General features: G+C 59.6%; 17 protein-coding genes. 11 read left to right on the top strand and 6 right to left on the bottom strand.

Annotation, left to right across the window (positions count from 1 at the left end; genetic code table 11):
• Positions 1–87: 87 nt before the first annotated feature.
• From AEQ67_RS17670 to AEQ67_RS17655, 4 genes are all read left to right on the top strand, one after another.
• Positions 88–981, top strand: coding sequence for a LysR family transcriptional regulator (locus AEQ67_RS17670; RefSeq protein WP_059405124.1), 894 nt, complete (start codon positions 88–90; stop codon positions 979–981).
• Between the two features lie 208 nt (positions 982–1,189).
• Entirely contained in the window at positions 1,190–2,662 is a 1,473-nt protein-coding gene (locus AEQ67_RS17665; protein WP_059405123.1) for a nucleobase:cation symporter-2 family protein, read from the top strand.
• Positions 2,663–2,720: 58 nt separating this feature from the next.
• Positions 2,721–3,194 (top strand): LEA type 2 family protein, encoded by a 474-nt coding sequence (locus AEQ67_RS17660; RefSeq protein WP_059405122.1) that lies wholly within the window; start codon positions 2,721–2,723, stop codon positions 3,192–3,194.
• A gap of 26 nt (positions 3,195–3,220) precedes the next feature.
• Positions 3,221–3,766, top strand: a complete 546-nt coding sequence (locus AEQ67_RS17655; RefSeq protein ID WP_059405121.1) for a GNAT family N-acetyltransferase — start codon at positions 3,221–3,223, stop codon at positions 3,764–3,766.
• Positions 3,767–3,896: 130 nt separating this feature from the next.
• Here the strand turns inward: AEQ67_RS17655 and AEQ67_RS17650 are convergent, their stop codons facing one another.
• On the bottom strand, positions 3,897–4,820 hold the full coding sequence (locus tag AEQ67_RS17650; protein WP_059405120.1) for a carbon-nitrogen hydrolase family protein: 924 nt from the start codon (positions 4,818–4,820) through the stop codon (positions 3,897–3,899).
• Between the two features lie 86 nt (positions 4,821–4,906).
• Between AEQ67_RS17650 and AEQ67_RS17645 the strand changes: the two genes are divergently transcribed.
• Positions 4,907–5,824 (top strand): LysR family transcriptional regulator, encoded by a 918-nt coding sequence (locus AEQ67_RS17645; RefSeq protein ID WP_059405119.1) that lies wholly within the window; start codon positions 4,907–4,909, stop codon positions 5,822–5,824.
• A gap of 110 nt (positions 5,825–5,934) precedes the next feature.
• On the opposite strand, the gene AEQ67_RS17640 is transcribed toward AEQ67_RS17645, so the two are convergent.
• Positions 5,935–6,186 (bottom strand): hypothetical protein, encoded by a 252-nt coding sequence (locus tag AEQ67_RS17640; protein WP_059405118.1) that lies wholly within the window; start codon positions 6,184–6,186, stop codon positions 5,935–5,937.
• Between the two features lie 165 nt (positions 6,187–6,351).
• Here AEQ67_RS17640 and AEQ67_RS17635 point away from each other — a divergent pair, with 165 nt between their 5' ends.
• Positions 6,352–6,669, top strand: a complete 318-nt coding sequence (locus AEQ67_RS17635) for a DUF883 family protein (RefSeq protein ID WP_059405117.1) — start codon at positions 6,352–6,354, stop codon at positions 6,667–6,669.
• Positions 6,670–6,809: 140 nt separating this feature from the next.
• Here AEQ67_RS17635 and AEQ67_RS17630 read toward each other — a convergent pair whose 3' ends face one another.
• Positions 6,810–7,862: an Ldh family oxidoreductase gene (locus tag AEQ67_RS17630; RefSeq protein WP_059405116.1), complete on the bottom strand. Its 1,053-nt coding sequence runs from the start codon at positions 7,860–7,862 to the stop codon at positions 6,810–6,812.
• A 219-nt stretch (positions 7,863–8,081) separates the two neighbouring features.
• Between AEQ67_RS17630 and AEQ67_RS17625 the strand changes: the two genes are divergently transcribed.
• Both AEQ67_RS17625 and AEQ67_RS17620 read left to right on the top strand, forming a co-directional pair.
• A complete protein-coding gene (locus tag AEQ67_RS17625) occupies positions 8,082–12,857 on the top strand; it encodes a dermonecrotic toxin domain-containing protein (RefSeq protein WP_059405115.1) in 4,776 nt (1,591 codons plus the stop codon).
• Between the two features lie 103 nt (positions 12,858–12,960).
• On the top strand, positions 12,961–13,962 hold the full coding sequence (locus AEQ67_RS17620) for a FecR family protein (RefSeq protein WP_059405114.1): 1,002 nt from the start codon (positions 12,961–12,963) through the stop codon (positions 13,960–13,962).
• 71 nt (positions 13,963–14,033) lie between these two features.
• Here AEQ67_RS17620 and pvdQ read toward each other — a convergent pair whose 3' ends face one another.
• Positions 14,034–16,346 carry a bifunctional acylase PvdQ gene (pvdQ, locus tag AEQ67_RS17615; RefSeq protein ID WP_059405113.1) on the bottom strand — a complete coding sequence of 771 codons (2,313 nt, stop codon included), beginning with the start codon at positions 16,344–16,346 and terminating at the stop codon, positions 14,034–14,036.
• Between the two features lie 322 nt (positions 16,347–16,668).
• On the opposite strand from pvdQ, the gene AEQ67_RS17610 reads away from it, so the two are divergent.
• Positions 16,669–17,040 carry a hypothetical protein gene (locus AEQ67_RS17610; protein WP_059405112.1) on the top strand — a complete coding sequence of 124 codons (372 nt, stop codon included), beginning with the start codon at positions 16,669–16,671 and terminating at the stop codon, positions 17,038–17,040.
• Positions 17,041–17,059: 19 nt separating this feature from the next.
• On the opposite strand, the gene AEQ67_RS17605 is transcribed toward AEQ67_RS17610, so the two are convergent.
• Positions 17,060–17,248 (bottom strand): hypothetical protein, encoded by a 189-nt coding sequence (locus tag AEQ67_RS17605; RefSeq protein ID WP_059405111.1) that lies wholly within the window; start codon positions 17,246–17,248, stop codon positions 17,060–17,062.
• A gap of 171 nt (positions 17,249–17,419) precedes the next feature.
• Between AEQ67_RS17605 and AEQ67_RS35970 the strand changes: the two genes are divergently transcribed.
• A complete protein-coding gene (locus tag AEQ67_RS35970; RefSeq protein WP_177333658.1) occupies positions 17,420–17,557 on the top strand; it encodes a hypothetical protein in 138 nt (45 codons plus the stop codon).
• A gap of 68 nt (positions 17,558–17,625) precedes the next feature.
• Here AEQ67_RS35970 and AEQ67_RS17595 read toward each other — a convergent pair whose 3' ends face one another.
• Entirely contained in the window at positions 17,626–18,552 is a 927-nt protein-coding gene (locus AEQ67_RS17595) for a LysR family transcriptional regulator (RefSeq protein ID WP_059405109.1), read from the bottom strand.
• Between the two features lie 117 nt (positions 18,553–18,669).
• On the opposite strand from AEQ67_RS17595, the gene AEQ67_RS17590 reads away from it, so the two are divergent.
• Entirely contained in the window at positions 18,670–19,665 is a 996-nt protein-coding gene (locus AEQ67_RS17590) for an aldo/keto reductase (protein ID WP_059405108.1), read from the top strand.
• Positions 19,666–19,886: the final 221 nt, after the last annotated feature.

The following is a 19,886-nucleotide window of genomic DNA, read 5'->3' as shown; positions in this document are numbered from 1 at the left end:
CAGAGGAAGTGGCTGCAGCATGCTTCGTCGGATACATTGACGAAATATCAAGTTTGTTATCCTGACTTTATTCCGGAGTAATGTTTGATGCTCGGCCAACTGCATGATCTGGACCTGCAACTGCTGAGACTTTTCGTCAATGTCGTGGAATGCGGCGGTTTTAGCGCGGCGCAGGGTGACTTGGGGTTGAGCCAGTCGAGCATCAGCCAGCAAATGGCCAAGCTCGAAACCCGCCTCGGCTATCGGCTGTGCAGTCGCGGCAAGGGTGGCTTCAAGGTCACTCCCAAGGGCGAACAACTGCTCAGCGCGACGCGCGGATTGTTCGAATCCATCGAAGCGTTCCGCCATCAATCCAACGGCGTGGCCGGGCGGCTGATTGGGGAGGTGCGCCTGGGGTTGTCCGAAGCGCTGGATCAATCGGTGCTGCAACGAGTAGCGGACGCGATCCGGCGCTTTCGCGAACGGGACGAATCGGTGCGCATCGAGTTGATCAGCGCCATGCCTGGCGAAATGGAGCGGTTGCTGTTGCAACAACGGCTGGACTTGGCGATCGGCTATTTCTCACAAGTGCAAAGCGCGTTTGACTACCGCGAACTGTTCACCGAAACCCAGCACCTGTATTGCGCACCCGGGCATCCGCTGTTCAGCAATGACGCGCCTGACGATCAAGCACTTCAGGCCTGCGACCGGGTCGATCACCCCTACCGCTTCTTGCGCAGCGATGAGCCGTTCCAGGGCAAACTGTGTTCCGCGCGTTCGGAGCAAGTCGAAGGCACCCTCGCCTTCATTCTGTCCGGGAAACACGTCGGTTACTTGCCCAGTCACTTCGCCCGCAGTTGGGAAGACAAAAAATTGCTGCGGGCTGTGCGTCGTAAGGACATGAGTTTTGATGTGGCGTTTCATCTAGCGCGGCATCGTGCGCAAGTGCCGGGAGATGCGCAGAAGGCATTCGAAGAAGATTTGCTCGCGGCGTTCGCCTGAAACGCCAATCCTGTAGGAGCGAGGCTTGCCCGCGAAGGCGGTGTATCAGGCAGCATCAATGTCGCCCGACATTCCGCCTTCGCGGGCAAGCCTCGCTCCTACAGGATTGCGCCAGTTACTGGGCTCATCGCTCGCCACTCAATAGTCTTTCTGGCATCCTGCGCCTCCATTTTCTGACCCGGCCCGCCTTCTGGCACACACAAACCCCATGACCGCCTCTGAAAAAGCCCCTGCCCCGCGCCACAATGACCTGATTTACGGCCTCGACGACCGCCCGCACCTGACCGCGACCGTCTTCGCCGCCCTGCAACACGTACTCGCCAGTTTCGTCGGCATCATCACCCCGACGTTGATCATGGGCAGTGCCCTGGGCCTGCAAAGTGAAGTGCCGTACCTGATCAGCATGGCGCTGTTCGTTTCCGGCCTGGGCACCTTCGTCCAGGCGCGTCGGTTCGGCCCGGTCGGTTCCGGGTTGCTGTGTCTGCAAGGCACGAGTTTTTCGTTTATCAGCGTGATTCTCAGCACCGGCTTCATGGTCAAGGCCCGTGGCGGTGGCACTGATGAAATCCTCTCGACGATCTTCGGCGTGTGCTTTTTTGCAGCGTTCATCGAAGTGGTGTTGAGCCAGTTCATCGGCAAACTGCGGATGCTGATCACCCCGGTGGTGACCGGCACGATCATCACGCTGATGGGCCTTTCGCTGATCAAGGTCGCCATGACGGACATTGCCGGAGGCTTCGGCGCCGGGGACCTCGGCGCAGCCAGCCATTTGGCCCTGGCGGCACTGGTGCTCGGCACCATCGTGGTGTTGAACCGGGTGGACGTGCCCTTCCTGCGCCTCGGTGCGATCGTGATCGGTCTGACCCTCGGCTATGTCGTCGCCTGGCTCATGGGCGACGTCAACTTTTCGAGCATGCCCGATGTACCGCTGATGAGCGTGCCGGTGCCGTTCAAATACGGGTTCAACTTCGACTGGGTCGCGTTCGTGCCGGTCGCAGTGATTTTCCTGGTGTCGCCGCTGGAAGCCGCCGGTGACCTGACCGCCAACTCGATGATTTCCCGGCAGCCGGTCAAAGGCCCGATCTACATCCGCCGGATCAAGTCCGGGCTGCTGGCCGACGGTCTCAATTCAGCCATGGCGGCGGTGTTCAACAGCATGCCGATGGTGACCTTCGCGCAGAACAACGGCGTGATCCAGCTCACCGGCGTGGCCAGTCGCTACGTCGCGTTCTTCATTGCCGGGCTGTTGGTGGTGCTGGGGTTGTTCCCGATGATTGGCGCGGTGCTGCAACTGATGCCCAAACCGGTGCTCGGCGGCGCGGAACTGGTGATGTTCGGCACCGTCGCCGTGGCGGGGATCAAGATCCTCGCCGAAGCCGGCCTGCATCGGCGCAACATGCTGATCGTGGCAATTTCCCTCGGCATGGGTCTGGGTGTTGCGGCGGTCCCTGAAGTATTGCGCGAGCTGCCCAAGGCGCTGCATAACATCTTCGAATCGCCGATCACCGTCGGGGCGTTGTGCGCTATCGTGCTGAACATCTTCCTGCCCGAGGAATTCATCGAGCTGGAAGAAGACGATTTCGATCCGGAAGCTTCTATTCTTCAGGTCATGGAAAATCCGGATGTCCCGGCCAAGGGTGAACCCGCCTCGCTCGGGGCTGTCGCACAGGTGAACCGCTAGACATGCTCAAGGGTTGAGCCTCTGTTGGTTCAACCCTTTTTTATACGAGAGCACATCAATGCGCAGTGTCCACGCCGTCATTCTTTCCGTTCTTTTGCTCTCTCTGAGCGCCTGCGCCCTGTTCCCCAACCGCGATCCGCTGAACATCAACGTGGTGGGTTTCGAGCCGCTGCAAAGCCAGGACATGGAAGTACGCTTTGCGGTGAAAATCCGCGTGCAGAATCCCAATGAAACGCCCATCGACTACAACGGCGTTGCCCTGGATTTGGAGGTCAACGGGCAGCCACTCGCCTCTGGCGTCAGTGATCAATCGGGCTCGATTGCGCGCTTTTCCGAGACCGTGCTGACTGTACCGGTGAGCGTTTCGGCGTTTTCGGTGCTGCGCCAGACCCTGGGCCTGAGCCAGATACAAACGCTGAACAACCTGCCTTACGTGCTGCACGGCAAACTGGCGGGAGGCTTGTTTGGTACGATGCGTTTCGTCGACAGTGGCAAACTCAGCCTGCCAACGTCGACGACTGGGACCTGGTAACGCCGACTCAAGGAGCTTTGAAGAACATGGACGCCACACCGACGCTCTATACCGAACGCTTGATCCTGCGCCCGCTGGAACTGGCCGATGCCGAGGCCATCCAGCAACAATTCCCGCACTGGGAAGTGGTGCGTTATCTGAATGCCTTGGTGCCTTGGCCGTATCCTGCGGACGGTGCACTGACCTATCTGCGTGACATTGCCCTGCCGGCGGTTGCCCGTGGCGAAGAATGGCACTGGTCGATCCGGTTGAAGTCCGCACCCGACCAATTGATTGGCAATATCAGCCTGATGAACGAACAGGACAACAACCGTGGTTTCTGGCTCGGGCCGAAGTGGCAAGGCCAGGGGTTGATGACCGAAGCCTGTGCCGCTGTGACCGAATATGGGTTCCAGACTCTCGGCTGGTCAGTGCTGCGTGTACCGAAAGCGGCGCCCAACATCGGTTCGCGCAAACTCTCGGAGCGCACCGGCATGCGCCTGATCCGCACCGACGAGGGCAACTTTGTCAGTGGGCGATTCCCAAGAGAAATCTGGGAAATCACCCGCGAAGAGTGGCTGCGACAACGCTGAAAATCCCTTGTGGGAGCGGGCTTGCTCACGAAGGCGGACTGCCAGTCGACATGGATGCTGAATGTACCGGCCTCTTCGCCGGCAAGCCGGCTCCTACAGGGGTGGTGCGACACCAATCCAATGTAGGAGGTCAGGTGTTGAATTGGACGCCGGGTTTGGCGCGTTCATCGACTGTCAACTCAAACACGTCGGGGCGTGCGTAGTGGCCGACCACGTCGTAGTCGTAACGGGCGCGGACCAGGTCGTCGGTATCGATTTGTGCGGTGAGTAAACCGGCGCGGTCGCGCAGTGGACCCGCCAGAATATCGCCCATCGGTCCGACGATGATGCTGCCGCCCGCAATCAATGGTCGGTCCGCTGGCCAGTTGGCGATCTCCACGCCCAAGGCTTGCGGTGAGTCTTGCACCTGACAGGCGCTGACCACGAAGCAGCGGCCTTCATGGGCGATATGGCGCATGCTGACCTGCCACATCTCGCGCTCGTCCACCGTTGGCGCGCACCAGACCTCCACGCCTTTGGCGTACATCGCGGTGCGCAGCAGCGGCATCATGTTTTCCCAGCAGATCACCGCGCCGATCTTCCCGACCTGACTGTCGATCACCGGCAGCGTCGAACCATCGCCCTTGCCCCAGATCAGCCGTTCAGTGCCGGTCGGCATCAGTTTGCGGTGCTTGGCCACCAATCCGGCCTGCGGATCGAAGTGCAACGCGGTGCAGAACAAGGTGCTGCCAGCGCGCTCAATAACGCCGATCACCAGGTTCGCACCCGTGCGCGCCGACAACCCGGCCAAGGCTTCGGTTTCCGCGCCGGGCACGTCAATGGCGTTGGCAAAATACCGGGCAAAAGCTTCACGCCCTTCCGGCAGTCGATAACCCAGCTGCGTGCCGAAACCCTCGCCTTTGGGATATCCGCCGAGCAACGCCTCAGGCATCACCACCAGCGCGGCGCCCGACTCAAGAATGGCATTTTCATACGACAGAATCTGTTCCAGTGTCTCGGCTTTACCGCCCGGTAGAGCGCCGATTTGCAGTGCAGCAACGATTGACTTGGGCATGGCAGTCACTCCGAAAAGCAATGAGGTGTTGCTCATTCTCGGACGCCACGGGATCATCAATAAAGCCCGATTCACTGCTGAATGATATGAATCAAATGAATATCGCCACCGTCGACCTCAACCTGCTCAAAGTCTTCGAAGCCTTGCATGAAGAATCCAGTGCGAGCCGCGCCGCGTTACGTCTGGGCGTAACACAATCGGCGGTCAGCGCCGCGTTGCGTCGGCTGCGCGAGGTGTATGGCGATCAGCTATTCGTGCGCACCGGCCGCGGATTCGCCCCGACGCTCAAGGCCAATCAGTTGAAACCGGTGGTCAGCGATGCCCTGAATAAATGCCGCCAGAGCCTGGCGATGGTCGATCCCGCTGCCAATCACTACGACGGACGCTCGGTCACCGTGGGCTTGTCGGATGATTTTGAAATCGCCTACGGGCGACGCTTGATCGAGCATATTGCGATCAGTGCGCCGCAGCTGCGGCTGATCTTTCGCCAGACCCACAGCCAGATCGTCGCCCACGCATTGATGGATCGCAGCATCGACCTGGCGATTACCGCCGGTGGGTTTGCCGAGCGGTTACTCAGCCGTCAGGTGCTGGGTGAAGGCGGTTATCTGTGCCTGGTGGATCCGTTGAGCCTCGCTGAGGGACAGCAGACGCTGAGTCTTGAGGAATTCGTCGCCCGTGAGCACATTCTGGTGTCGTCAGGCGGTTTTATCGGGATTACCGATGAGGGGCTGGCGGCGCTTGGGTTGAGCCGGCGGGTGTGTGCCTCGACCACGCACTTTGCGGCGTTACCCTATTTGCTGAAAGGCAGTCAGGCGGTGGCGACCATTCCGGCTCATGCGGCGCAAAGCATCGCGGCGCTCAGCGGCCTGGCGCTGCTGCCCTGCCCGCTGGCGTTACCGCGTTACCCGATCGAACTGGGCTGGCGCACCAATACGCAGCTCGATCCGGTGGTGGTGAGAGTGCGCGAGGCGATTGTCGCGAGCTTTGCGAGCGCTCAATAACGGTACAAAACCCTGTAGGAGCTGCCGAAGGCTGCGATCTTTTGATTTTTCTTCTTTGAAAACAAGATCAAAAGATCGCAGCCTTCGGCAGCTCCTACAGCGATCGCGGCTTACTTGGCGGCCATCAGGCGGTTTACTTCACTGCGCACCATATTGGCGTATTCCGGCGGCGACATGCCGTCCAGTTCGGAACGGACCCATTCGGCCCATTTGCCTTTGCGCTTGGCGCGTTCGCCGAACAACCGTGCGGCCTCGCCCTTGGATTTGCCCAGGTTGGTTTGCCAAAGATCGAACAGACGGGATTTCTCATCTTCCAGCGCAGCGCGCTCGGCGAGGGGTTTGTCGGCCAGATTGAAGCTCATGGGAATTACCTGCTGCGTAAAATAGGCGACATCTTACACTGTAGGCGGAAATGTCCTGCGCTGGATTTTTCATCAGGATCGAGTCCCGGCGCAAATTCGCTGCAACTTTTTCACTCGCGCAGGACTCCATTGTTCACTGTCCATTCACCTGCAAGGAGAACTTCAATGGCCCGGAAAACCGCCGCGCAAACCGCCTCGGATCAAATCAAGGATCAGGCCTTCAGCGAACTTCAGTCTTTGATCGAAGAGTCGGAAAAACTGCTGAAAAGCAGTGCCTCACTGGTCGGTGAGGACGCTGAGACACTTCGTGGGCAAATCGCCCAGAAACTCCAGCAGGCCCGGGACTCGGTCACCAGCGTTCGCGACCGGACCTTGCCCGCGGTCGAAGCCACGCAAACCTACATCGGTGGTCATCCATGGCAAACTGTGGCGGTCTCCGCCGGTTTCGGTTTGGTGGTCGGGTTGCTGCTAGCCCGCCGCTAAGCACCGCGAAAAAACCACCATTGCAATTGACGTACAAAACCTGTGGGAGCGGGCTTGCCCGCGAAGAGGGAGCATCAGGCGACATTAATGTTGCCTGACACACCGCCTTCGCGGGCAAGCCCGCTCCCACATTTATTGCATTAACTGCCCGACAATTGTCCTGCGAGCTCCTGCAATTCGGCCAGCGTCTGTGGGTCGAGGTGAATGCCGTCAGCGTTCGACTTGGCGCGCTGATAATGGCGTCGATCACCCGGCAAACGCTTGAGCCCCACACCATGCATCTGCCGCACCAGCTCCTGACTGCGCTCGGCAAAATTCTGCCCGGCCGCCTTGCTCGGATCGATCACGATCAGCAACTGGCCAGTCCACGGCGTTTTCGCACCGGGATGGTTGGACCAGTCAAACTCGAACGAAAAATTCCCCCCAGTCAACGCCGCCGCCAACAGTTCAACCATCATCGACAGCGCCGAACCCTTGTGCCCGCCGAACGGCAGCAATGCGCCGCCCTCAAGTATGGCTTTCGGGTCTTGCGTCGGCTGGCCGAGGCTGTCAACGCCCATGCCCGGCGACAAGCGTTCGCCCTTGCGTGCAGCAATCTGCACATCGCCATGGGCAATGGCGCTGGTCGCCAGGTCGAAGACAATCGGCTCACCGTCGGCACGCGGGGCGGCGAAAGCAATCGGGTTGGTCCCGAACAGCGGGCGATCGGCACCGTGCGGCACCACGCAGGTCATGCTATTGACCACACTCAGCGCCACCAGCCCTTCATAGGCAAACGGCTCGACATCCGGCCACAACGCGGCGAAATGGTGGGAGTTACGGATCGCCAGCACCGCAATGCCGGCACTGCGGGCCTTTTCCACCAGCAAGGCACGGGCCGCCGCGAGGGCTGGCTGGGCGAAACCGTTACCGGCGTCGACCCGGACAAAACCCGAAGCCACGTCCTCGACCACCGGCACGGCCTGGCCATTGACCCAGCCGCTCTTGAGCGTCGACACGTAACCCGGAATACGGAACACGCCGTGGCTGTGCGCGCCATCGCGCTCGGCACCGGCGCAGTTTTCGGCCAGCACCCGCGCGACATCGGCCGATGTGCCATGACGCAGGAATATCTTCTCAAGCAAGGCTGTCAGCTCATCAAGGGACAGGTTTTGCGAGACAACAGTAGACACATGATCGTGTGGGGCAGACATCTGAAGCTCCAGACTAATTATTGGAGGGGGCAACAGCGTACGAAGACGAACGATTAACAACGCGCGGCGAGTGACCTGTCAACCCTTCGATAGCGCCCACCTACACGAACACCGACAGCGCATGTGTTAACTATCTACCACCTGCGACACGCCAGCGACTTTTAGTCTCGAGTCTCCAACCACAGGCGCACACCGCGGCGCCCTGAACGAGACTCGACGATGCCCACCTCTCCTGCTCCCTTGTTTTTCCCCCAGGTCTTCCAGCAGCCCGGCCTGTGGAATGACCTTGGCAACACCCACGGGCTCACGCAAAAGGATTTCGAATGGTTCAGTCATCTGCAACTGGCCAGCCAGACGTTGCGCAGCCAACAAAGTCCGCCGATGCTCGCCGAAAAAATCCTGGTCAGCACAGGCCATCTGGTCCCGATCCCGTTGGCCGGCAGCTTCGTGCTCAGCGCGACCCCGGATGACCACGGCGAGATTCTCTACACGCCGTACGGCGGCATCCAGAAATTCGACAGCCGCGCAGCCCTGACCGAGCACCTGAAAAGCCAACTGAAGCGTGCCACCGAGGACGACGACCTGCTGGCCTTCATGGCGTTGGCCCCGCGAAAAACACTGGCGGCGGCCACCAGCGTCCAAGTCACCTTTGAAGTCATTGAGGGCGATGTGTTCGATGACCAGCGCGCGGTCATTACCCATCAACAGCAAAGCAACCACCAGGCGCTGCTCGACGAACTGCTCAAGCTGCCGACGCTCACCTCACTACTCAACCAGGCGCTGGATGAGGCGCTGTCGCCGGTCTTTGCCGGGCTGGATCAACGCCAGACCCAGGTCAATGTTTACGCCGGGCAGCGCTGGATCAATGCCATGTCCCTGAGTGATGCCGTGTTGCTGCACTACCGTCACCGGCGCTGGCCGACCGGGCAGCGCCTTGAGTTTTCCCATCCGAAGCAACGTCCCGCCGACGGCGACCGGCAACGCAGGGAAAACGCAGTCATCGGCGTGTCCGGCAAACTCGCCAGTCTGCTGAGCGCCCAACTGCAGAGCTTCTGGAACACGGCGAGTGCCGATGGCGCGTCACGGCGCGATTTTTTCAGCCGGGCCCTGCGTGAAATGGCCCGAGCCAATCTGTTGCTCAACCGCGAGGCCGACATCATCAGCGCGGAGCAAAGCCAGGCGCTGCACGCGTTGATCGAGCCATCGACCCGCGCGGCCCGCTCGATCACACTTGAGACCGTGCGGCTTTGGGAACACGAGGCCAATTATGTCGAGCTCGCGGGCTCCCTGATGATCAGTCACGCCAACGCCTTTCTCTACACCCCGACGCTGGGGTTACAGGTATTGAAGGACTATCCGGACCTGAAACAGACCTTGCTGAGTAAATTCAGCGCGGCCGGGCATGAGGATGAGCTGTACGGCCTTCTGAGCCTGGAGGAACGTAACCGCTTCATCGGTTTCGATCAGCCGCATGTCACCGGTGAAGTGATTTCAGGTTCGATTTTTACAACGTTGTTCGAATCGATCATCAGCAAACAACTGCGCAACATTGATCACGCGCTTCAGGTGTTTTGTCACAGTGACGGCGCCGTCAACCTCCATGCCTTATTCGACAAGGCGCTGGATATACGCAGCATGATCAGCGAACGCTTGCTGCCGCTGGATGCCCAAGGGCGCTGGAGTACGAGGCCGGTGCTGACGGGCAATCAACAGCCCTCCATTGTGCGAGCGGACACTGCGGCGGCCTTCGCGAAAACCTTCAGCGATGTCGAGTCACTGATCAGCGCCGACTTCGCCGCCCAACCTGTCGCTTCGCTGGCCCTGCAACGGGTCTATCTGGAGAAGATGAAGCCGCAACTGGCTCATGCGCTGTCCGTCGGGATACGCGGGGAAGCCAGCCTGCGGGTGCTCGACGCCTCGTTACGCAGCGCCGAACAGGCCATTGTCGACACGGTGCTCAACCCGGACAAACCGGATCGCAACAGCCGTCTTGCGCTCAATGGTTTCCGGCCTGATGCCTATTCGCTGATCCTTGAGTGTTCCGGCCAAAGGGATGTACTGCCCTTGGCCAATTGCCTGGTGTTGACCGAGCGCGGCGGAATCGACGCCGGGAATTCCGGACGTGCCGTCCTGTGGACGCCCGCAGCGGGGCTGGAGGTCTTTGATTCGATCAGCAACGCCAAGCTGGAATTGAACCGGCGCCTGCTTGATCCGCGCAGGCGCCTGGCACTGCTGGAAAACCTCAACCCCGCCCAGCGCCATTTCCACCAGCGCTACTCGCTCAATGCGTTGCGACTGATCGAGGGCAACGTGCTACACCACCTTTCACAGACGTCTATCGAACATTTTCTGGCGGCCAGCGAACACTTACGCTCGCAGGACCTGACTGATGCCAAAAAGCACAAAGCGCTGAGAGAACTGACGAAGACGGTCATCGATACCAACTTGCGCAGGGCCACGCTGATCTCGAAAGCGATCGCCCGACAGCAGTCCCTGCCCGCCTGGCTCGGCATGGCCCCCGTCGAAGAGCAGCAGTTGCACCTTGAATTGCTCGAGCAATACCGCAACAACGTGACGGATGACAAAGACTACCTGCACGGCATCCAAACGCTGGCATCCTTCGTCCATGACCGATTGGAATCACTGCTCAACAGCCGATTTCCCGGTGCGCGGCTTGACCCCGACCACATCGAAATCATTCCCAACCTGGCCCTGGCCGGGCCTTCCCGGACCTTGACCGAGTTTGCCCTCAACCACGTCAACATTGCCCAGGGCACAGGGTTCACGATTGCGTCGACCACCACCCAAACCCTGCCTGAGCGTCTGAACCAAGAGGCCGTCCAACAGCTTCTGCAATCACTGAACATCCACAGTGACTACGCCAGGTTGGTGACGGATAAGTTGACCCAGGCCGGCGCCGACGCGAACAGTCGAACGCGGCGTTTTGTGCAGCAACTGCCGTGGCAATTATTGCAACATGCCCATGCGTTGAAACTGCAGCAACGTCTTTCCGCCAATGCTTTCGACCTGATCCAGCAAGTGCTGGACATGCCGGACGCGATGGCCCGGGCGGCCGTGCAAGGCGCTCATGCGATCGTCCGTCCGCTGGAGCTGATCAAGACCGCAGGTGCCGCCGCCGTGAAAACCCTGGGTTTGTACCTGATCGGCCCAGGCGCCGGGCATGAAGGGCCGCAAATCCTGTATGCGCCTTACCACGCGGGTTCCGTGTTCACTGAATTCGAGAACGAGGCCAGCGTTGTCGCAGCGCTCAATGTGCCTGGCCCGCTTCAAGACTTGATTATTCGACGCTTACCCGAAAATCAGCAGTCAGCGTTCAGCAACCTGTTCAAGTCCGCTGTCGGACAACCGAGCGATATCACCCTCGCCTCCTCCCCCATCGACGGCAACCTGCTGGCCCGGTTGTTCAGCGACAACGCCAGCCTCCTGGCGCGGATGCTCGGCAGTCAGTCCAAAATCACCGGCCAGGCAGACTGGGAAGCCGCTAAAAACCTGTTCACCTCCGGCGTCAAAATGATCGGGGGCCTGTTGCCGGGCAAACTCGCCTATGGACTGTTTTTGTGGCAAAGCTTCAAAGACTTTGAAGGCTCCGCCGAAGCACTGCAGGACCATCACTGGAAACGGGCCTTGCAGGCGTTTATTGCCGGCGCCGTGCAAATGGTGTCGATGGGCCGCTTGTCGCTGGAGGCCTCGACCGCTACCGAGCAGGTGGCTGCCGAAGCGGCACCTGTCGAGAGCGCCGTGGTCGAGCCGAAATGGTCGGCTATAAAGCCGACAGCGCCGCAGCGTACAGCCTTGCAGGCGCTCGAAGCGCCGACCGTGGCATTGAAGGACCTGACAAAAAATCCGGCCGATGGCACTTACCTCGAGCCGGTCAGCGAACACCCGTACGCGCCCATCGCTGGAAAGGTCTACCGCGTCGACAAACCCGGTGCTGTCTGGCAGATCCGCGATGCCGAACAGGCCGGGCCTTCGCTGCAGACAACGCCGATGCGGCAAATGGTGATCGATCCGGACGTGCATACCGTGCACTACGGCAAAGCCTTGTCGAAAATGCACAATCAATACGCGACCAGCTACGAGGTCAGCCAGGTACTGAATATCGAAGCGCGGGGTATGCAGGCCATTCGCACGAATCACCCGGAAAAAGCCCGCATGATCGTGCAGGCCATCGACATGGCTCGCTATTACGCGTTCAACAGTTTGCATAACATGGCGCAGCTCAGGCACCGCGTCCCCGGTACGCGACTGGATACCTTCCTCAAAGGCTTTTTTGATGTCGACAATGTTGATAGCGTCCTTCTGGATAAAATCAAACAGGCCATCGTTCCCATCTGCACGGCGCTGGTCGATCCTGACGAAGATTTGATGAACACCGAACGCTTTGTCGTCGGCTCAAACAAACACGCGGCTGCCGATTTGATCGCGTTTGTGGTGGACCAGGACTCCCAGAAGACGGTGCATTTCACCGAGAAATTTTTCGACCAGCAACTCGATTGGTACAAGTCCTGCCTGACTGAACCTTTCAACGTCGATGGGCATAGCCAGGCCGCCACGTTGATACACGAATTTTCTCACCTGTTTTCAAAGACGGTGGACGTGGCGTCACTTGAGGCCAGGCGACCCTTCAGTGATCTCGTTGCGCCAATCACCGGTTATGGTCGAGCCATGAAGCAAACCCAAGTGATTTTCCAGCGAGAAGCCCTGTCCCTGGCGACACCCAGGGAAGAACTGTTCGCCCGCTGGAATAACACGTTGCAATCATGGATCAGTCTTGATTCGATTCCGGGGGCCGCTCACGTGGGCGAGGAAGTCCTGAAAATCGCTGGCACCAAGACCATGGAGGCCGCGCGCGACGCTTTTTTCAACCGACAGAACCCTGACACGCGGGTGGATATCATTTTACGCAATGCCGATTCAATCGCATTTTTGATCTGCGAAATGGGACGACAACTGGATCCGATGCCGGTTTTTTAGGGCCCTGACGTGAAAAATCCTTCACTTTGATGGGTAATTGCCATGACGGCTGTTCTCGCAGACTTCCCCTCAAGGTTAGAATGCACGAAATCAGGATGAGTCAATGACCGACAACCCTCTCTCGCAAGCCCAATATGATGCGATCACCGATGCCGCTGCGCACTGGTGCATGCGTCTGCACGCCACTGACTGCACCGTTGAAGAACGGCTGGCGTTCGAACAGTGGCGTGACGCTCATCCGCTTCATGCGTTCGAGTACGAGGCCATGCTGGAGATCTGGGATGTGGCCGGTGATCTCCCTCGCCCGGAAGCCGTCGTGCCGGTTGCTCGCCTCAAGCCGCAAACGCCTTGGCGCACGTTCGGCATCGCCGCCGCGGTGTGTGCCCTGGCGTTGCCACTGGCGGCGTATAGCGGCTGGAACCTGGGTTGGCTGCCCAATTCATATCAACACTTCGAGGCGAGCGACAATGTCCGCCACGTTACGCTGAGTGATGGCAGCCAGATTGAACTCAACCTGGGTACGGAGTTGACGTTCAGCAACTACAAGGATCAACGTCGGGTCACGCTGGAAAAAGGCGAAGCCTTCTTCAGTGTCAGCCACGACACTCGCCACCCTTTCGTCGTCAAAGCGGCAGAAGGCAGGATTCGGGTCACCGGCACCAAATTCAACGTCTGGATGTATGAAGATCAGGTGAAAGTGAACCTGATTGAAGGTTCGGTGCTGGTCACCAGTAACGATGACCTTTCGGGTGATGGCTTGCGTCTCGGACCTGCGATGCAGGCGAGTTACGGCCACGGCGACTTGATTCCACGGATCAGTCAGACCTACGACCATGACAACGCATTGGCCTGGCGCAGCGGCAAACTGGTGCTGGATGATTTGGCGTTGACCGAAGCGCTGCCACTGATCAATCGCTACCTGAACAAACCGCTGATGGTTGCCGACAACAGCACCGGTTCGATCCGCATTGGCGGCATCTACAACATCAAAGAACTCAACGGTCTGGTGTCGTCCCTGCCCAAGGTGTTGCCGGTCTACCTGACCCGCAACAAGGACGGCAACCCGGTCCTCAACTCCATTCCGCAGAAAGCCCCAAAAAGCTGAAGGCCGCGACCCTTTTGGGGTGCGGCCTTCATTCTTGCGTAACGCCGATTTCTGTAGGAGCGAGCTCGCTCCTACTCGCGGATCGTCCGCGTCTGGTACTGCGGATCGGACGTGATCTGCTGTTCGGTGAAGGGCAACACACTCAACTGCTTCTTCGAAAACGCCAGCGTCTGGTCTCGCGAATGTTTCGAGGCCGGGTCACTGGACAGCGAGAACGCCAACAGCCCCTGGGCGTGCGGTCCCTTGTCGTCGAAGGTCACGACCTGCAAGTAGCTGGTGCCACTGACGACTTCAAGTTTGCCGTCGGTTCCGGGCACGCTCTGAATCGCGTTATACACCCCCAGCGTGCCCGGCCCGCCGTGAATCGGCGTCTGTTCGCCGCCACTGCTGACCACCTGAATATCGCCCCAGCGGCTATCCGCCTTGAGCCCCATTTTGTTGACCTGCTCGACTGACGCCAGCATCGCCTCCCGAACCGCCTTGGCGACTTCCAAGCGATCGACCGCCAGGCCACGAGGCGTGTGTTGCGGGTCTTTCGGATCGAAGCCGACTCGCCACACATCCGGTGCTGACTGCAGCGATTCCATGACGTTTTGAAAATGCACAAACCCCAAACCGCTGTCCAGGTTCGCACTGCGATCCCAGGCCTTGAGACTGGCACACAGCGGCGTGAGCGTTGGCGCATCGGCGCCCAGATCGGCCGCGCAGAATTGCAGCAGGTCCGGCATCACTTGGGTCGCTTGATACACCTGGTCGTCCATCACCATGTGTTGCAAATCTGTCGCTGCAATCGGACCGGCCTTGGCCAGCGTGCTCAGGCGATCCAGGGCAAACCGCGAGCGCAAGCCCAATGGCTGGCTGTCCTGGCTGATCAGCGGTGAAAACCCGGTCAGCGGTTGCGCCGGGTTGGCCATCCACGCCGAGTCGTTGGAGTGCTGCACGAAGTCTTTGCGCGACAGTTGCGGCAACTGGTCTGACGCATAGATTCCTTTTTGCGCCGCCTGCGGATCGATGTCCCAGGCACAGGCACTGTTGGAGCCGTCGAGCACGATCATCTGCAACCCGGCGCGCGGGTCGCTGCACTTGGCGAGTTTGTCGGCACTGACGTTCGGCACCACCGAAAGGTTCATGTACAGCGTCTGGCCTTGATCGTCCGCCGCCAGGGTGTTGACCCACGGGATGCCCTGGATCGTGTGCACCGAGGCCTGCAATTCCTTGAGGCTGACCGCCCGGTTCATCGCGTACCACTGCTGCAGCACCCGGTCGTTTTCCAGATTGGCATCGCGCAAGCTGTAAGCGAACTGGTTGTCCCAGTCGAGCTTGCCGGGCCACTGCACGATCGGGCCGAATTGCGAACTGTAGACCACATGGCTAACCGCTTTGCTCTGGCCATCCGCTTGTTTCACGTTAACCGTCACGGTCTGTTTTTTCATCGGCAAGGACTTGCCGTCGAGCAGGTAGCGGGTCGAATCCTTGGGATCGAGTTGCAGGCGATACAAGGTGAAATGCTTGGACGAGTCCACGGTGTGGGTCCAGGCGAGGTGCTGGTTGAAACCGATGTTGATCATCGGCAAACCGGGCAATGCCGCGCCCATCACGTCCAGCTTGCCGGGAATGGTCAGGTGCATTTGATAGAAACGCATGCCGCCCACCCACGGGAAATGCGGGTTGGCCAGCAACATGCCGCGACCGTTGAAGGAGCGCTCGCTGCCGACGGCAACCGCGTTGCTGCCACGATCCAGGGCAAAACGCTGCAGGCGCGAAGCGGCCACCTGGAACGTCGTCGGGGCGGCGGTTTTTGCTGCGGCGGCTTTGGGTGGCGTGGCGCCGGCCAACGCTTCGGCAAACTGCCCTACTCCGCCTGCGACCAACAGACGACGGGTCAACTTGACCAGATCCTGAGGCGTAATCTCGCGCACCCAGGCGTCCTGGCATTGCTGCGGCAAACCCTGGGCGCGACGTTCTGTCAGCAAGCGGTTGTAGCCCGCCACATACCCTTCAATAAGGTCGCGAACCTGTGGGGTTTGCGCCTGCCAGAAAGCGGAGACGGCCTGCGGGTTGTTCAGCCAGTTGAAAAACACATCGCTGACCAGGTTCTCGCGCTCTTCGACCGTGAACTGATCCGGGCCGAAATACCGCGAACGCTCGCCGTTCACCGTGGTGATCTCATTGGCCAGCAGGCACAGGTTGTCCTGCGCGTAGGCATAGCCAATTCCGTAGCCGAGCCCACGCTCGTTCTCGGCACGAATGTGCGGCACGCCGAAACTGGTGCGGCGGATATCGGCAGTCGCCTGCTCCGGCTGGCTGCGCGCGTTTGCCGCAAGACTCAAGCCCACCAACACGCCGGCAAGGCTCAACCTGGTTAACTGCCTGGAAATAATCACGCTCGCTCCTGATCGAAAAACGAAAATCCCCAGTGCCCCTATAGGAGCGAGGCTCGCCCGCGAAGGCCATCACGCGGTCCAACAGGTGGACCGCGTTATCGTTCTTCGCGGGCAAGCCTCGCTCCTACAAGGGATTGAGGTCATCCTTTCAGGAACGAAGCAAACGACAAAAAATTAGGGGGATTGGGCGGTCTCTGACGGCTTGATCACGCGGCGTCGACAAAATTTCTACATATGAGCCTTCATGATTTGCCGAGCTCATACGTCTTATTGATTGAGAGCACCCATTTTTCCTGATCAGGCTCTGAAAAGGAGTTTTTGCATGTACAACTCGCAACTGCCAACGGACGGTAGCACTGCGCCAACGGGCACTTCCATGAGCTCTGGCGTTTTCGATCAACGCACCGAACGTCACGGCAACGAGCGGATCAGATTCCTGCTCAAGCGCTATGGCCTGCGCACCAGTCTGATTCGCCTGAAAGTCATCGATGCCTTGCTTTCCGCCGCCGAAAGCGAGCGCAGCCTGGGGGTTCGCGGCGTCCACACGTACTTGCTGGACCTGGACATTCCCCTGTCCTTTCTGAGTGTGCGCGAAGTGTTGAAACGCTTGTGCATCGAAGGCGTGATAATCCTGAACCCGGACAAAAGCTACAGCCTGCACCCACAGGCGCTCGCCGCTCTCCACGGCGAATAACCCGCCCCCGACGCGTCGCTCAGGGCTTGACCTTGCGGCGCATCACGCCATTGACCACCACCACGATCACCGCCACGCCAATGGCGATGTACTGGAACAGCTTTTCGCTGATAACGCCGGTGTTCTGCAGATACGAAAGGCCAAACATGATCCCCAGCACCACCAGGGAGATCAGAATCGAGTATTTCAAACGTTGCGACTGGGTCATTGCCATTTCCTGAATGTGAGCTTGGAGCTGAAAAAATTGTATCCGGTTTGTATCGGAACCCATGCCAAGCCCCTACCGTTTTTTGGGGATGAGGCGCAGCAAACGGGGTCTCATGTTACAGCCGATGAAGAGTTTTGGCTTCATTGCGGCGATAACCATGAGGATTTTCAAATGCTCCGTCGAATCACGCTGCTGATTCCCCTGCTGGCCATACTTTCCTTGAGCGGCTGTATTATTTTCCCCCACGGCGGCTGGCACCACGACCGCTATTACGACCATGGCGGACCGGGTTACTACCAGCATCGCTAATCCCTTGTAGGAGCACGGCTTGCCGGCGAAGGCGTCCTTGAAATCGCCTTCGCGAGCAAGCTTTGCTCCTACAGTACGGTTTGGGTTTCTCGGGAAAAACCATTCCCCGGCTGCGCGCAAAGCTCCACCATCCAGTCAACGAACACCCGCACCCGCCGTGACAACTGGCGGTGAGGAGGATAGAGCGCCGTCAGCGGCATGCCCGGTGGCGGCTCCTCCCTCAAGACCTCGATCAAACGCCCTTCCTTCAACTGCCGTGCCACGTGGTAGTACGGCGTCTGCACCAGACCATACCCGGCCTCGCACGCCGCCAGATAACCATCGGCGCTGTTCACCGAGACGTGCTTGGGCAGGTTGATCGGCTGAACCTGGCCATCGACGACAAACTCCAGGCCAAAGCGCTTGCCGCTACTGGACACATACTCGACCATTTGATGCTCAGGCAGATCCGCCAAACAGCGTGGCGTCCCTTGGCGTTGCAAATAGTCGGGGCTGGCGCAGGTGACCTGATCGAGCATGACCAGCGGCCGCGCCACCAGCGAATCGTCCAGTGACGAGCCACCCCGCAGCACGCAATCGACCCCTTCGCGAATCAAGTCGACAGGCCGGTCATTCAGGCCGATTTCCAGTTCGATCAACGGATAGCGAGCGGTGAATTGCGGCAACGCCGGGATCACGACCAAACGCCCTCCCCCCGCCGGCATGTCCACTCGCAGCAAACCCTTGGGGTTATGGCGGGCAGCGGAGAATACCGCCTCGGTTTCCTCAAGGTCCGCCAGCAAACGCACGCAGCGGGGGTAATACGCTGCGCCGTCGAGCGTCAGGCTGATTTGCCGCGTCGTGCGTTGCAGCAGTTGCACCCCGAGGTGGCCCTCCAGTTGCTTGATCAGAATGGTCACCGAGGCGCGGGGCAATTGCAGGCTGTCCGCGGCCTTGGCAAAGCCACCCAGTTCGACGATTCGGGTGAACACGCGCATGGCGTTGAAACGGTCCATTGGTTTGGCGTACCGACTGATTATTTAGAAATGACGAACAGTGATAGCAGTTTTAGCCGGTTTATCTTGTTTCTGTCGAGATCAACAATGGGTTTCAATTCACAGGGAGCTGATTTCATGCAAACACGTCAACTGGGCAAAAACGGTCCGCAGGTGAGCGCGATCGGTCTGGGCTGCATGGGCATGACCGATTTCTACACCACAGGCGTCGATACCAAAGAAGCCACCGCCACCCTGCATCGCGCACTGGAGCTGGGCATCAACCTGCTCGACACCGCCGACATGTACGGCCCGCACACCAACGAAGCACTGATCGGCAAAGCCATCGTCGGCAAGCGCGACCAGGTGTTTCTGGCCAGCAAGTTCGGCATCGTCCGCGACCCGGCGAACCCGACTGCGCGCGGCGTCAACGGGCGACCGGAGTACATTCGCGCCTCCATCGACGGCACCCTCAAGCGCCTCGGCGTCGAAACCCTGGATTTGTACTACCAGCATCGCATCGACCCGCAGGTGGCCATCGAGGAAACCGTCGGCGCCATGGCTGAACTGGTCGCGGCTGGCAAGGTGCGTTATCTGGGGTTGAGTGAGGCTTCCGTCTCGACGCTGGAACGGGCACACAAGGTTCATCCGATCAGTGCGCTGCAAAGCGAATACTCGCTGTGGAGCCGCGATCAGGAGGAGAACGGTTGCCTCGCGGCGTGTCAGCGTCTGGGCGTTGCGTTTGTGCCTTACAGCCCGCTGGGCCGGGGCTTCCTGACTGGCGCGCTGAAAAGTCCGGATGATTTCGCCGCAGACGACTACCGTCGCTTTAGCCCGCGTTTCCAGGGTGAAAACTTCGCGAAAAACCTGAAGCTGGTGCAGCAAGTGCAGGACCTCGCCGCAGAAAAAGGCGTGACCGCCGGCCAACTCGCGCTGGCGTGGGTGCTGGCCCAGGGTGATTACCTGATTCCGATTCCGGGGACCAAGCAGCGCAAATACCTGGAAGAGAATGTCGCGGCGCTGGACGTAAAGCTGAGTCGCGAAGAGTTGCACGCCCTGGAAGCGATATTCCCGGCGCATGCCACCGCCGGTTTGCGTTATCCGGAAGAGGTGATGAAGTTGCTGGATCGTTAACCATTTATTCAGCCATACGATACCCCTTGTGGGAGCGGGCTTGCCCGCGAAGGCGGCGTGCCAGGCAACAGTAATGTCGACTGACACGCCCTCATCGCGGGCAAGCCCGCTTGTATGGTAGGACTTGAAGGGAGGAGGAGGGACAAAGCCCGATTCTGACTGTTGACGCAGTACAGATCCGTGGGAGATTTCGCCTCTCCTCCTTTCACCCAAGCGCCGAT

The sequence above is a fragment of the Pseudomonas sp. RIT-PI-q genome (assembly GCF_001297125.1).
GTDB lineage: Bacteria > Pseudomonadota > Gammaproteobacteria > Pseudomonadales > Pseudomonadaceae > Aquipseudomonas.
The sequence above is the reverse complement of the archived record's forward strand: the minus strand, read 5'-3'. Positions and strand labels throughout refer to the sequence as shown.